This window comes from Pedobacter petrophilus (assembly GCF_009674725.1).
Taxonomy (GTDB): domain Bacteria; phylum Bacteroidota; class Bacteroidia; order Sphingobacteriales; family Sphingobacteriaceae; genus Pedobacter; species Pedobacter petrophilus.
Genome location: NZ_WKKH01000041.1, coordinates 1 through 14,317, shown reverse-complemented (window position 1 = coordinate 14,317; position 14,317 = coordinate 1). Strand labels below are relative to the sequence as shown.

Here is a 14,317-nt window from a genome sequence, read left to right as displayed (position 1 = left end):
ACAGAACAACAGGTATATGCCTGAAAGCCCCCGGTTACAAAAATATTTTTCACACAATCGCATATAGGTTTACAAGGCTACATTAAATATTCGCAGCTAAACAAAGGTAAGCAAATGTATCTACCGGGGAACTCATACAAAGGTGTGATGGTACGCCATTATAGAATGCCGGTTTCGGGGTGTAGGTTTTAGCTAAATAAAAGTAGGATTGATACAAAAGTGTTATTGTGAGACTTACAGATATGGAGCATCTTTGATTAAATCTAATAATTTAAAACAAAAAATAATGAAAAAGTTACTCAGCATCACTACTGTTTTATTCTCGATGTTTATCAGCTTCAGCGTCGCCGCGCAGCAGACCGAAATGGGAAAAGTTTGTAAAACTTACAGAGGCGAGGAAGGCCTGATTGTTACTACGGCACGCTATGGCCCCGACAAAAATAACGAAGTACTGATCGGGGTTTATGATATTGACCATTCCTGGGCTGGAAAAATATTTAAAGCCAAGGTAGAGAACTACAACGGTAAGGCAGATTATGAAATTACTTACAAAGGGAAAGCATATATCATTATGACTTTAAGGAACAATAACTACGAAATATACCTTCCTAAAGAAAGTAATATGCAAAAATCACCGATGTATATTGCTTATGCCAAAGATCTATCTGATAATTGCACGCCTAACAAGTTTTTACAGGAATATAAGGAACAGCAAAAAACCAAGAAATAAGAAAGAAAAATGTTAGCTGTAAAAGCGTATTCAGCACCAAAGAAATCCGATATGAAGAAAAATATTATTTTAACCCTGCTGCTCATTTTGTTGGGCGCAGGTATCAATTCCGTTCATGCCCAGTCTGAAGAGGAACGAAACAAAATCCAAATGGTGATTGACGAAGGCGGCCAAAAGATTATTGTGGATCTTAACAATATAAGCACGACAATGAGTGGGTATAGTACTGCATATGCTGTTGACAGCAATAGCACAACTGGCAAAAAGGTGGCGGCGGAACAATCTGACTATTTTTACCTTTCTATGGAAGTAAAAAAAATAGAACCCAGTATGATGAAAATTCTTTTCAAAAGGGATGCCCGGTTTGATGGGACGATTACCGTTACAGATACTTATGGTAAAAATCCGGTCAGGATAATCAAATTTAAACAGGCGAAAGTTTCAAACTACTCCGACCAGATATCCAGAGCGTCCTATAACGACGCATATAGCATGAGTGCTCTTTCTGTCTCCTGTAATAGTATCACCATTGATGGGGTAGTAATAGCGCCTTAAAAACGGTTAACAAAATACTATCGTAGTAAGAAGAAGCCAATTCGTAATGGGAAGCGAATGTCTTTATTTCTTTCTGCTTTTCATGGCCACCTATCTAAAAAAAAGATCAGGCGCATTAATTGTACTATAACAAATTTAACCCGTTATGCTGCTCAAATCGGTTACAAAAACACGGTGGACCATCACGGCAGATCGTATAACAATTCGCCCGTATGGCCGTCTTTATATAGACAGCATTATGATAGCGCTGGTAGGTATAGGCGTGTTTATTTGGTTGTACCATTTTTCTGATTTTGCTAAAACAGACCATGGCAAAGCGCCATTATTAGTGGCCTTTGGGATTCTGTTTTTTTTAATAGTTACTTTAGGATACGCCAATACTTTAATCGAATTTGATCACCAAAGCGGCATCATGCGTAAGAAGCTATGGGGTTTTGCCACCGTAAGTAAAATACCCTTTAGCGAGCTGCAGGAAATTAGCAAAGTTGGTGCAAAAGATATATATGGCGAAAGTTATGCATACAGGATATTCAAAAAAGACAACCGCTTTGGTCCAGGCTTTGTAATTTCCAGAAATTATAGAAAAAAAGAAAATTCCAATGCAATTGCCTTTACAAAGGAAGTGGTTCCGGCTATTCATAATTCCCTTCGCCAACACCATAAAACTTTATACGATGTAGCTCCACCAGTTATGCTTTCCTATTATTATTTTGTTTATGAAAATGGTTCATACCTTTTAAAAAGCAAAAAAATAGGAATTGTCATACTGGGTGCATTTTTTATTTTATTAGGCACTTCATTCTTTACTGTAATTCCCCAAAGCCCGATAGCTGCAATTATAGTAGGAACACTTTTCTTCTTTTTCGGATTTTTCTGTATTACGGCAGTATTTACAAAAGTAATTTTTAGTAAGGCAGCTCAAACCATTGAAAGAACCGGAATGATAGGTTATTTAAATAAGCATTATCATTTTGAGGATTTTATAGGAATAGAAACAGTGCGCATCTATACTAATTTTATTTACACAAGAACTGCTGTCAACTTAAGGTTTAATAAACCGGGAAAACCTGGCCAGGCCGATATTTTAACTATAGCATCCCTTCGAACCAGTAAACAACTTGAACAGTTTGTACACGAATTTTATCAAATTACCGGTTTAAATAATGATGAGATCAAACAAAACATACAGTCTTTTCATTAAAAAGGAATGATTGGAAAAATGACAATTCCCCTTCCCTGATATACAGTTGCCTTTGCATTGTATGCAGATTAGCAATAAATTAGCCGGCTGCATGAGTTCGTCAAACCAATTGTCATCATGATCGAAATACCATATATCATCCGCGGTTATTGCTGGTTTTTCAAAGGGCGAATATTGAAGTTAATAGTCTAAAATTCCTGGCAGTTCATTCGGTATATATCTATTTAACAAGAAGTCTATTTTCTGAACAGGCCATAGAAAATATGTCTGCTGAAAGCCTATTTATAGGGAAAGATATCATAAATTCCCTAATCCAGAACGCATCTGATGAACCACCTTCAATCATTGAATCTAGAAGTGATAAGAAATCCGTTTGAAGAGATGGATCTTCGAGTGTTTCATAAAGATGGTGTTCGTACGCTCTGGTGATTAATTGGTCAATATTATTAAATGCACGCACCGGATTTCCTTTTGAAAGTTTCAAAAGATTTGGTAAAAGCCGCTGGAGAATTGCTACCATCAATAGATCTTCTCTGATAAAAGCGGCAAGATTAATTACGGATTGAATAGGTATTGGCCCAAAGCCCGCTAAAAGCTGGATATTAAAAGTCCTTATGGCCTTCGATAGGTCGCCAGTGCCTTGGTACACGATAATTTTTTCGGTTAAACCAAGCCTTCCGACGTTGTCGATTTTTTTCTTATTTTCTTGTCATTTTACCACTGATTTATTTAAAAAAGCCAGGCAGCATCATATGCGAAATAAATTAACACTAAACGATTATAAAAATGTTATTCAATAAAATACAAGTAATTATGAGAAAGCAATTCATTATCATCTGTTTAGTTTTAACTTGTATCGTTAATTTTGCCCAGGCACAGGAAACCTTAAAGATAGCCTGGCCGGATGAGTACAAATGGAAAATAGGTTCTAACCAGAAAAGTGGAAATACGCGTATGGTTGAACTGTTACCTGGAAATGCGTCTTTTAAAAATTGGACAATCATAGGCACGATGCTGTCCATGATGGGCTCTACATCTGTTTCGGTAGAACAAGCCATGACCATGACTTATAATCAAACCCTCAAGAACGCCCCCGGAGCCAAGATCACAATGATTGAAAAGGGAATCAAATCGGGTTCACCCTGGATATTGTTCCGCGTCGAGTCGCCAGGGTTCAACAATAGCGACACTCCCGAATCGCAACTCTACTACATCATTCAGGGTAAACGGGCTTTGTATTCCAATTTCGTGGCGGTGAAGCAACCTGCGCTGAGCGTGCTGTTCGTGGAAAAATGGGCCAAGGTTTTTAAAAATAGCATGTTGGTGGGTAACTAATTCCAAGTACAAAACTTAGCCCTTATATATGACATTGCCCTTGGTGATATCAGTGATCGACAATAGCCTACAAAGTTGTTTTATCAATTTTATACCCGAATTGTTCCGGTTTTTCCTTTACATCACCGTCTATCCATTTGGATTGGACATAAAACTTACCATGATCATTAATTAAAATAAATTCGGGGATCATGCTTTTACCTGTGCGATAACCTGACACATTTTTAAGATGCGTTAAAATCAGTTTAGAACCGATTGCTTTAGCACTTAACTCATCCAAAAACGCCATTTGGAAACCTTTTCCTTCGGCGGTGATCTTGCTGTTTGTGATCTTGATATCTAATTCCCAGCCTGCGTTTTGCCCGGCTATATCTCCGTAAGTGAAATACGCAGAATATTTGCCAACCCAAGTTGAGGGAATTGCTGCATCGGTAGGCTCAGCGCTTTGGTTAGATCGCTGTTCGGCGCTAATATCTGTATAACTTGCTGCAAAAACTGAACTTGCAGGAGCCTGAATTGCAACTTGGCTCTCCGTTTTTTCCCTGTAGCTGCTCAATATGATCAAACTTGCTGCGCTACTCAAAATTAGCCTCTTCATAGATTTACAACAGATTAAATTAAAAAAGGATTTAATTAATTTTCCACCCCACCAGTTCAGCTATATGCGTAATCTTTGCACCTTAATTTACAACAGTTTAAATAACACTTCGATTGTGCGTAGTTATGAAGGTAGTTCCTGGTGCAGCTGCAGTAGACACGGCCAAAAATAAGTTACCTCTTTCCTATCCTGGTTCATTTTACTGAACTGTAGAGGCAAAGAAGATTTAGCGATGACCTGCTGAAAGTTTTTGCAAAAAAACAGAACAACTTTGACGGCGCCATCACAATTATGGTCAGTTTCAACATAAACCCAACCCGGACAATTAATTCTCTAAAACAAAGCTTTACAACTGCTCCGGCCAACGCTCAACTGCGTCTTATACGGATGCCTATGCTGCACTATGACATTTTACGGTAAAGAAATATCGATTAATGGCATTGTAATTGAATAATAGCTGAATAAAATAGCAAGTAAAGGTTACTTCTCAATCTTTTGAAGATGAATGGTACAACAGGATTAAAATTTATGGAGAAACGCCCCGATTGGTATATGTTTGGTCAGCACAGCAAGGAAACTGTAGCTGCATGGGCTCGTGATTTGCGTTATTTTCATTTTGTAAGGGCTTGGGGAGGGCACGCGAATGATGGTGATGCATTTAAGGCTGGCATCCTGTTCAAGGATAGAATTGATTTGGAAAACAAACTTGCCCAACTTGGGATTGTGCCTGGAGTAATCGGGCCCGGTGATCCTCAGCCTATTACAGGTAAGTCTTACCCCTATAGCGAATTTCAAAAGTTTAAAACACCTGTTGCCGCTTACCCTGATCTGGAACAGCCCAGCCATGTAAGTATTGCGGCACAAAATGTGTTTGTTACGATCCGCAATAGTGCAATTCTGTTCTCCGTGTCTGGTACCTCAGACGGCAACTTATATGAAGTTTCGGAAAGCGACTTTCAGACCTGCATAAAAATTGAAAAGGTATTTGAGCAGTTCAACTGGCAGCAATGGAAAGATACGAGCTTAGCACAAAGCAGCAGTTGTGTATCCAGATTAAGCTATCCGGAATTTTATTAATCACCGGGAGCTGTCATTAAATGCACTCCCATTTCCCCGTGCCCGATAGCGTGGATAGCCAACATCATCACCACCTCCCCTTTCTTAACAATCAGCCTTGCTGGTAGTTAGGCCTAACTTGACATTGGGCTTAGGCCACGGAAGGTCTAATTTTTATTTAATTTGAAGCAGCCTGCCTGGCGACAGTTAAAGCTTTTTTATAGTCTTTGGTACTATTCAGCATGATCATTTCCTTGGCACTTCAGTATTAAAATCATCCTGTGCCTTGAGCGTAAATGCACTGTACCAAGGCAAAATCAACAGGATAATATATTTGCCTGGGAACCTGTTAAATAGTTAAATATTATTTCCACCACTGGCGTTTTTCTTCGGCGATGGCAGCTTTGCTGGCAGGGCGAACATCAGAAGGTATTGCATCTAAAAAACTTTTCCAGCCATACTTTTCATATTTTGGAGGAACGGTAATGCCATCAACATCATTAAATTCGGAGTCTAAAAATGAATAATCTCCATACTGAAGCTTTTGGCCAACCTTACTATTTAATGCTTTAAGTGTGCCTGTAAATTTATTATTCCCATAACCATCTATTCCAAAGTCTATGGTATCATAAAGAAGTTGGTTTTGTGAATTGAGGCAAAAATCAGTAGTGACTTCCCCGGCAATAGTGCCACTTCCGGGCGCGGTTTTGGCTTCAGTTAGCGCAACCTGACAAATCAGTTGTCCGCGCTTATAGCCTTTAAAAGGTTCTGGTGCATAGGGATTTTCCCCGGGTTTAAAAATGCCCGCCTGTTTTACCGTAATTGTTCCTGTAAAAGTCCGGACCTGATTACCAACGCGCGTTTTCCCCTGAACGTTGTAGCGGTAGGGATTTCCTGCATCTTTACTAACGGAGGTATAGTGAATATAAAAACGCTGATTGTTTTTCCCAAGTATGCCATAAGGCTCTGGAAAAGGTTGATCTTGTTTAAGACTAAGCAGCCTAAGGCGATCTGCCCGCCACAACGGAGCTAGGTTGTAATTCTTGATATTTGAATAAAAATTAGTGGTGCCTGCAGGCTGTGCTTTAACTCCACTATTAAACAAGCATGTGATGCTCCACAGGCATAACAACATGTACAAGAGACGAAAATTAATTTTATTCATGATGGTTATTTTTTATTTGCATAGATATTGAAACTTTGAAAAGGAACTTTGCCGAAGTTTTTTACCGTACCTGCTTTGGTTTTTGCTTCTTCGTGTGTTATCGCATTGAAACCTTCGCCCCCATCCTTAAATAAAAACCATTTCTTTTCTGCGGGCAAGTATTTAAAGGTAACAATCCGGGTCCACCGCCAGCCGCTACCCCCATAATATTCTGCTGAAAAGTATCCGTTTTTAATGGTAATTTACGTTTTGAAGGCCTTGCCGTATACTTTGCCACTTACTACCCTGCTATCATCAAACTTAATTTCACCATCGCTCTTTTTTTGCAGGCCAAAAGGAAAGTCAACATCGATACGATTAAAGCAAATCTGGAAATGGGATACATAAAGCATTCTTTTTTTAATCAACATTAATGTCCCCTCTTTGGTTTAAAAAATTGAATCTTATCTCAACAATTACTATTTGCAGTGTTAAGTTAAAAAAATAGCAGTACTTGAGTTAGCAATGCCCAAACAATTAATTTTTATATGAGGCGTAAACAAATGCTATTATCTACCGGTGTCAATTCACGATATTAGGACACTGATTGTTCATACGTATTGAGATTTGCCTGGAACTTAACAATACGGGCTACAATTTGCTATGAACAAATAGGCTAATTTACATAGAATAAGCAAGATTAAAATCATAAAACTTCAAGCTCCTGTGGCCGCGAAAAAACAACAAAGTAGAATCAATATGGATAAAAAGTCTTTGAACAATAATGTCTCAGAAGATGATTTAGTTAAAAATTTGAGTCTTTAGAAACTATGAATAAGAAGCTAAATCAAACGGAAGTTGATATTTTCACAAATGAGACTAAGCGTAAATTGCTTTCTAAACCAAGTCATTTTACGTTCTCTATTGTGCACAGCGCTATAGAATTAATAAAGGCTTCAGGACGCTTTCCGAAGCAAATAATTGGATAACTGCCATTAACCCGATCAGGCTACAGGCAGATAATTGTATGAGATTATTCGCGTGATCACTAGTGAAATTAAAATATTAACAGGTTTTCTGTCCAACCAGGAGTATGAGTGTAATTAACCAAAGAAGAATAGCAATAGGTTATCAAAATTATGATAACCTGCCAAAGTCGGCAAAATTCAGCCCGCCACCCCCTTTCGTGTTCACCGAACAGGGCGTAGCTATATTATCCAGCATACTTAATAGCGAACGGGCCATTAACTTCTCACTGCTATTGCATAGATTTATCTAATTTGATATCTGCCGGTAGAATATGCTCAGGAACAAAGCTAACATCAAGTAAAGTAGACATTTCGATTTTTTTCTTTAGAAATCCCATTTTTAAGCCTACATCGGCAATTTCCTGTAATTCTTGTTCACTTGGCTTTAATTTAACGTAACTAACTCTTCTTGGTGATGAGGTTAGCACATAATTCAATATTCTCGGATCCTGACGATAATATACTGCGGCAAGTTTTGCTGCCTCCTTCCTATGCAGCTGTGCCCATGCACCTGATTCTGCAATACCCTTGACCAAGTCCTTAACAACTTTTGGCTGTTCTTTTATGAGATCCTCATGTACCACTAGTACGCAGGATATGAAATCCGGCCATATATCTCTTGCAAAATAAAGCACTCGTCCAATATTTTCAATCTCAGCTTTAGCACAAAAAGGTTCTCCTACGAAAAAGCCATCAATCGCACCCGTAGCCAACGCCGTTGGCATATCCGGTGGCGGAAGCGGAATAAAGTTTATTGCATTTTCAGCCAGTCCTTGCTTCTCTAGCAATTTAAGTAAAACAAAGTGCTGATTGCTGTAAAAACTCGGAATAGCAATCTTTTTCCCAACCATATCACGCAGATTTTTGGCCTTGCTAAATTTATCCACGATTAGTTCAGAACCATCCCGGTGTCCTAGGTAACAGATTTTAATAGGTAATCCATCTTCCTTCATTTTCATTGCGAGCGGCGCAAGCATAAATGACGCTTGTATTTTCTTGGTCTGTAATGCACTTACCACGGTGGGAAAATCTGAAAATCGCTGGGATTTGAAAATGGTTGTAGAAGAAGAAGATTTTGAAGCAAAATCAGTAACTGGACAAGTAAGATGACAGGTTACAGGCAGGTAGCCAACATTCAAGGATTTTTTTTCGCCTGACTGAGCGGAATTCTCGCCCACATCTTTAATGGTCAGTACATTGAAACGCAGAATTCCGAGTATGATAAGTATGGTTACCAATACTGCTGGAAGTTGATAGATTTTTTTCATGATTTTAAAAATTTTAGTTAACTCATAAACCCAACTCATGTAATACGTTATCGGCTATCTTGATGAGATCCGGATCAGAAATATGCCTTGGATGAGCTACATTTACATCCAATTCTGCACACACCATACTGGGACGCTTTGTTAAAACCAAGATCCTGTCCGCAATTTGGACAGCCTCCTCTATATCATGTGTAACCATGATAACTGTTTTTGGTCGTTTTGCCAATAGGCCGATTAGTTCCCTTCTCATTTTTAATCTTGCCTGGTAGTCAAGTGAGGAAAAGGGTTCATCCATTAAAATAATATCCGCATCCCCGGCAAGCACACGTCCAAGCTCAACGCGCTGCTTCATTCCACCTGATAACTGGTGGGGATAGTGATCTTCAAAGCCTTCCATATTAATGAGTTCGAGCATATCCTGAATAGCCTTTTGTTGTGTCCGCTGGCTTTTGAGATGACGCAATCCTATACCGATGTTCTCATTAACTGTCAGCCATGGAAATAGACTGCCATGTTGATGAACAGTGCGAATTAAACCATTCATCTGCACGGCACCCGACTGAGGCAAGAGATAACCGTTTAGTAAATTAAGCAATGATGTTTTTCCACAACCAGATGGTCCAATAATGACAACTATTTCTCCCTTATTGACTTTGAGATTTAGATTTTCTATTACTTTTTGATTATGGTATCCGAAGGATACATTCTCAATAGAAATATGACTGACCCAATTATTATTTCCCATAACCCCACTTTATGTTTTTAGCTTTAGTGAACTGAAGAAAGACACGATCGATAGTCATCCCCAAAATGCCAATGGTGATCATATAGCAGACTGCAGTATCAAGGCGCAATGCATTTCTAGCATCCCAAATGCCGTAACCAAGACCATCCTGACAGCCGACCATTTCCGCAGCTACGATCACAATCCAGCTTATTCCATAGCAAATTCTTAATGCAGAAATAAGTTGCGGTAAAATAGCCGGAAGTGTTATTTTCAGAAGCAGCTCTGAACCCTTATAATGATATTCCTTTGCCACTCTGAAATAAATATCAGGTATAGTGGCTACGGATGAAATTACGGAGAGGCAAAGCGGAAAGAAGGTTGCCAGGAAAATCAGAAAGACAGCTGGTTTATCTCCAATATGGAACCAGAGAATTGCAAAAGGAATCCAGGCAAGTGGAGAAAGAAACCTAAAAAAATTTAATGTCGGAATGAATGCTTGTCGTAAAGCTTTACGATGTCCAAAATATAAGCCTAAAGGTATTGCCACTGTAGCAGAAAGCAGGAAACCTATTATTACCCTCCATAGTGAAGCGATGGTATCATTAACCAGCCTGAGGCTCGATAATTCTTCAGCAAAACTTAATAATACTAAATTCAGCGTTGGAAAAGCATAATCAGGGAACACTTCAAAGTAAGAGATACACTGCCAGATGATTAAAATCACTGAAATTGTAAACAAGGGCAATAGCAAAGGAACACTAAACTTCTTCATCTGGAGCGCTTTAAAAATATCATCAGTATCAGTATAGGTTAGACAATTTAGGAGTCGAAATTATCATAGTAGGAAAAGTCTTTGGTGATCTTTCCATTTTCTATGGTAAAGATTACGCAAATGGGGAGTGTAAAATCAGAACCATCTGCTGCTGTCCCGGATGATACGAACTCTACAATAACATGAGATTCGCCAGAAGGATAAACTTGTACAAGTTCATTTTTTAAATTTGGAAACATCTGCTGCATTTCACTGTAGCGCTGAATAATTTCCTGCTTGCTTTGTTTAACAACTTGCTGCCCAACCGATGGATCCTTAATTTCTGCTTCCTCAGTATACAAATCGGCCATCTTTTCCCATTCATGTTTATTGAAAAGATCAAAATACGTGTTGATTAATTCGCTGTTTTCTGTTTTCATATGTTTAATTTTATTTCTATTAATTGAATTTTATGCTAAACTGATCAAACGGCTAAGCGATAGCTAGAATGTTCAAATTTATTTCATTCGTTTCTTCTCATCATCGCTGATCCACTTGGCTTTTTTGGTCGCTATCTTGCCTTTGCTGTAAAAATTATAACGGAGTGTCGCTTTCAACTGGCGCGAATCTCCTGCATTTTTATATTCAGAACGCCATCTTACACCTTGAAGAGACCCATCGTAGCGAAGCGTTTTCAGAAAATCATTCACTCCAATCTTTAGGTCAAGCTTATTCTTCAAAAAAGATTTCTTAAAGCCAGCAGAGAAACTGTAAATCGTCGCAAATGTAAACTGTCCTTGTACCGACGGAGAGATAAGTGTATTGTCAATTTCCAGGCTGATCGCTTTTGGGAGTGTAAAAGCATGTTGACTGAACAACTGAAATGAAGTTTTTGAATTCTGTGTATATCCCAATAACATCAATTCATTTTCAATGTATTTTTGATAAACAACACCGATATTAAAGTAACTTTCCCACCACGATACAGGGGTAAATGGTACACCTAAATTTAGCTCTATACTTGAAAGGTCACCTACATTTGCAGGCATTAAACGCTGGGTCTTTTGTACAATATCCTGGAACTGAGCGGTCGTAAAAACGTCTTTGGTATGCAGATAGGTTAATGATACGGTATATTTCTTTTGCAGCTGAGCGGTGAGCTCGAATTTATTGGTGTAGGAAGGAACCAAGTTGGGATTACCTTCCAGTACAACATATGGATTTACATAATAAATAAACGGATTGATGTCTACATAGTTTGGCCTGGCGATTCGTCTGGAGTAAGCGAAGTTTAAATCTATTGTTTTAGTCAACGGATGATCCAGGGAAAAACTTGGGAAAAATCCGGAAAAATCTCTTTCAAAGCGAAAAAGATTGGTAGAAGAAGAACCCGACATTTTGCTATTTTCATATCTTATTCCTGCTGAGATGCCTAACTTTTTGATCTCAGTTTTATAATTGAGGTATCCCGCAGCTAGGTTTTCTGTATAAGCAAAGGCATTTTGACGGGTACTATCGATGAGGCCAATACCTCTGAAATCTACGATGTTTTCTGTCTTTACGTTACTGAATTTCATACCTGCTTCAAACTTAGATTGTTTATTGACACTGAGGCTATAATCAACTTGTCCAGCCCACACGCTGATCCCTGTAGACGAATTGTTTGTGATGTTTTCCTCGATGCGGGATGTACCGGCAGTTAAATAGCTATTTTCGTAATTCCCAAGCTGATCCTTAATAAGGTGAATATGATCTGCACTTAATCTCAGGTTATTTAAGGAATCTATATTATAATCATAGGAAAAATTGAGGGCATCTTGATTTGTTTTAGGGATTTCATCAGCAAAGGAAATGACATCTGTGGAAGTTGCGGATAAATTGGAGAGCCGTATGTAATTGCTTTGATCAATTTTATTTCTACTATAGTTTTTAGTATAAAAAAATGCTGCAGACTGGTTTTTAGCTACCTTCAAATTTATGCCAGAAGTGAGTGTATGCGTTTGTTCCGGAAGGCTTTCAAATCTAATTGATTGATTTAGTGTAGCATCTTCGAAAAAGAGTGTTTCAGAAATTTCTCCCAACGACTTTTTATAGCCATAATTATAATTTAAAAATACCGATATATTCTTTTTTCCTAAGGAGAGGTCCAAGCCAGAATTCGCCCTGGGATAAAATCTTCCGTAGCCGATGGAGCTTCCGAAACCTGTATTCAAAACGCCGGTAAAGCCCGCATCAACTTTTTCTTTTGTCCTGATATTAATCACGACTGAACCTTCAGCATCATTTTTCGCGGATGGATTGGTAATGATCTCTAAGACTTTGATATTACTTACAGGGATAGCCTTAAGCATTTGAAGCAGATCGCCTCGACTAAGGTATGTAGGTCTGTCATTAATTGTTACCCTCACCTTCTCCTGCCCGTTTAATAGAATATTACTTTGCCTATCGATCCATACTCCAGGTAAATTACTAATCATCTCCACCACATCTGTTCGTAAGGCGCCAACAATGCTATTTTCTACATTAAAAATTAATTTACCTTTCTCCTTCGTAAATAATGCTTTTGAGGCTGTCGTTGTGACCTCCTTCAAGGCGGTACCACTAGCGTTAATTAAAATTGGCCCGAGGTCAACACTATCATTATCCTTGGTTAAGTCAATCGCAATTATTCTTTTTTCATAGGACAGATGAGAAATTTTCAACAGGTAACGGCCAGCGGCTATTTTATTAATTTTGAAATAACCGAGTGAATCAGAAACTGCACCACCAATAAAGGAAGAATCTCTATTGCTCAGTAAAGATACATTTGCCAGTTCTACAGGTAGCTGCTGACTAAAAACATGACCCTTAACGAAGAATGTCTTTTCTTGTGCGTATAAAAAAGCAAATGGACTTAGTATTAATAGTAGTGTAAGTAATAATCTCATAGGATCTGTTATTATAGTTAGGATCTGCATTTAGCCGGCTAAATAAACACCGAGTTCATTATGAATGTAGGATGGCACCACTATAGGGATTAGTTTATCTTCATTTTTCATAAAAAAGCCAATTTCATGAAAACCTTCTGCTACGAGCTGATTTTCGCCATCCACCATTTTTAAATATTCAAACCTCATTTTCACCTTGTTCTGTTGTATCCCTAATAAATACATTCCTACCAGCACTTTATCAAAGGCCATTAGCTCACCAAAGTAATTACAGCTACAGGAGATAGTGACCAATGCCAGTCCATTTTGAATATCCTCCAAGACTCCCGGTGCTTTCTCCTGTAGAAAACGCTCCCTGCAGATGCCCTGCCACTTCAAATAATTGGCGAAATAAACGTTACCTATCAGGTTCGTTTCTTCAAAACTAACCGTATGCAAATACTCAAACCTCTTCATGATCTACAGGATTAAATTCATTCACGAGTACCGTTGTAAAAACAGATTCGACATTAGCCTCTTTTGCAATAAATGAAAGGGAAAGAACAGTATGGTTACCACATTTATAATAGTGCAGTTGACTACTTTTTTGCTGATTAAAAAGTATTGTCTCCATGAGATGCAGATCTGCTTTTTTTAAACTTTCAGCTATCCCCCATATTCTTGTAGCAGAAACAGATAGTTCTTCTTTACAGGAACGCGAAACATATGTCGCCAAATTATAGCGTTCCTGTCCCAATAAAGCAAGCCAATGATCATCTTCTTTAATGGTAACCTGTTCCAAATCACAGCCGATTTGATAAGGCGTAAGCAGCTGTACGGTCAAATCTCTCATATGTGTTTTGGAAATGTGCCCTTTTTGAGTGAAGGGCTTACCATCATATCGTTTAGTGGTCACAAAATCCTCTGTTTTTGAAGTAATCTGCATATACCAATAAATTTGACCCCCTTTCGCCAATTTTAAATTGACCCCCAGAGTTGTTGCTTGAAAAAAGCAGAA

The 14,317-nt window shown here is 38.4% G+C and carries 17 protein-coding genes; 5 read left to right on the top strand and 12 right to left on the bottom strand.

What is annotated here, in order from left to right; all coding sequences use genetic code 11:
- Window positions 1–286 precede the first annotated feature (286 nt).
- The 3 genes from GJU39_RS18870 to GJU39_RS18860 all read left to right on the top strand — a co-directional run bounded on the left by GJU39_RS18870 (window position 287) and on the right by GJU39_RS18860 (window position 2,486).
- Window positions 287–730: a hypothetical protein gene (locus tag GJU39_RS18870; RefSeq protein WP_154282557.1), complete on the top strand. Its 444-nt coding sequence runs from the start codon at window positions 287–289 to the stop codon at window positions 728–730.
- Between the two features lie 9 nt (window positions 731–739).
- Complete coding sequence (locus tag GJU39_RS18865; protein ID WP_154282556.1) at window positions 740–1,285, top strand: hypothetical protein; 546 nt, start codon at window positions 740–742, stop codon at window positions 1,283–1,285.
- A gap of 145 nt (window positions 1,286–1,430) precedes the next feature.
- Window positions 1,431–2,486: a hypothetical protein gene (locus GJU39_RS18860; protein ID WP_154282555.1), complete on the top strand. Its 1,056-nt coding sequence runs from the start codon at window positions 1,431–1,433 to the stop codon at window positions 2,484–2,486.
- Window positions 2,487–2,706: 220 nt separating this feature from the next.
- Here GJU39_RS18860 and GJU39_RS18855 read toward each other — a convergent pair whose 3' ends face one another.
- Window positions 2,707–3,135, bottom strand: coding sequence for a hypothetical protein (locus tag GJU39_RS18855; RefSeq protein WP_154282554.1), 429 nt, complete (start codon window positions 3,133–3,135; stop codon window positions 2,707–2,709).
- 164 nt (window positions 3,136–3,299) lie between these two features.
- Between GJU39_RS18855 and GJU39_RS18850 the strand changes: the two genes are divergently transcribed.
- Complete coding sequence (locus GJU39_RS18850) at window positions 3,300–3,821, top strand: hypothetical protein (protein ID WP_154282553.1); 522 nt, start codon at window positions 3,300–3,302, stop codon at window positions 3,819–3,821.
- A gap of 67 nt (window positions 3,822–3,888) precedes the next feature.
- Here the strand turns inward: GJU39_RS18850 and GJU39_RS18845 are convergent, their stop codons facing one another.
- Complete coding sequence (locus GJU39_RS18845; protein ID WP_154282552.1) at window positions 3,889–4,419, bottom strand: hypothetical protein; 531 nt, start codon at window positions 4,417–4,419, stop codon at window positions 3,889–3,891.
- A 501-nt stretch (window positions 4,420–4,920) separates the two neighbouring features.
- Here GJU39_RS18845 and GJU39_RS18840 point away from each other — a divergent pair.
- Window positions 4,921–5,496, top strand: a complete 576-nt coding sequence (locus tag GJU39_RS18840) for a hypothetical protein (RefSeq protein WP_154282551.1) — start codon at window positions 4,921–4,923, stop codon at window positions 5,494–5,496.
- A gap of 343 nt (window positions 5,497–5,839) precedes the next feature.
- Here the strand turns inward: GJU39_RS18840 and GJU39_RS18835 are convergent, their stop codons facing one another.
- The 10 genes from GJU39_RS18835 to GJU39_RS18790 all read right to left on the bottom strand — a co-directional run.
- Window positions 5,840–6,640: a hypothetical protein gene (locus GJU39_RS18835; protein WP_154282550.1), complete on the bottom strand. Its 801-nt coding sequence runs from the start codon at window positions 6,638–6,640 to the stop codon at window positions 5,840–5,842.
- 5 nt (window positions 6,641–6,645) lie between these two features.
- Window positions 6,646–6,798, bottom strand: coding sequence for a hypothetical protein (locus tag GJU39_RS18830; RefSeq protein WP_154282549.1), 153 nt, complete (start codon window positions 6,796–6,798; stop codon window positions 6,646–6,648).
- Between the two features lie 84 nt (window positions 6,799–6,882).
- A complete protein-coding gene (locus GJU39_RS18825; RefSeq protein ID WP_154282548.1) occupies window positions 6,883–7,050 on the bottom strand; it encodes a hypothetical protein in 168 nt (55 codons plus the stop codon).
- An 827-nt stretch (window positions 7,051–7,877) separates the two neighbouring features.
- Window positions 7,878–8,915, bottom strand: a complete 1,038-nt coding sequence (locus tag GJU39_RS18820; protein WP_167515722.1) for an ABC transporter substrate-binding protein — start codon at window positions 8,913–8,915, stop codon at window positions 7,878–7,880.
- A gap of 22 nt (window positions 8,916–8,937) precedes the next feature.
- Window positions 8,938–9,660, bottom strand: a complete 723-nt coding sequence (locus GJU39_RS18815; RefSeq protein ID WP_154282546.1) for an ABC transporter ATP-binding protein — start codon at window positions 9,658–9,660, stop codon at window positions 8,938–8,940.
- Complete coding sequence (locus tag GJU39_RS18810) at window positions 9,650–10,414, bottom strand: ABC transporter permease (protein ID WP_154282545.1); 765 nt, start codon at window positions 10,412–10,414, stop codon at window positions 9,650–9,652. The genes GJU39_RS18815 and GJU39_RS18810 overlap by 11 nt, the downstream gene beginning before the upstream one ends.
- 47 nt (window positions 10,415–10,461) lie before the next feature.
- Window positions 10,462–10,833, bottom strand: a complete 372-nt coding sequence (locus tag GJU39_RS18805) for a nuclear transport factor 2 family protein (RefSeq protein ID WP_154282544.1) — start codon at window positions 10,831–10,833, stop codon at window positions 10,462–10,464.
- A 78-nt stretch (window positions 10,834–10,911) separates the two neighbouring features.
- Window positions 10,912–13,320: an outer membrane beta-barrel protein gene (locus GJU39_RS18800; RefSeq protein WP_167515721.1), complete on the bottom strand. Its 2,409-nt coding sequence runs from the start codon at window positions 13,318–13,320 to the stop codon at window positions 10,912–10,914.
- Window positions 13,321–13,350: 30 nt separating this feature from the next.
- A complete protein-coding gene (locus GJU39_RS18795) occupies window positions 13,351–13,776 on the bottom strand; it encodes an acyl-CoA thioesterase (protein ID WP_154282542.1) in 426 nt (141 codons plus the stop codon).
- Window positions 13,763–14,317, bottom strand: a 555-nt coding sequence (locus GJU39_RS18790) for a hypothetical protein (protein ID WP_209437688.1), incomplete at its 5' end; no start/stop codon positions are given. The genes GJU39_RS18795 and GJU39_RS18790, both read right to left, overlap by 14 nt.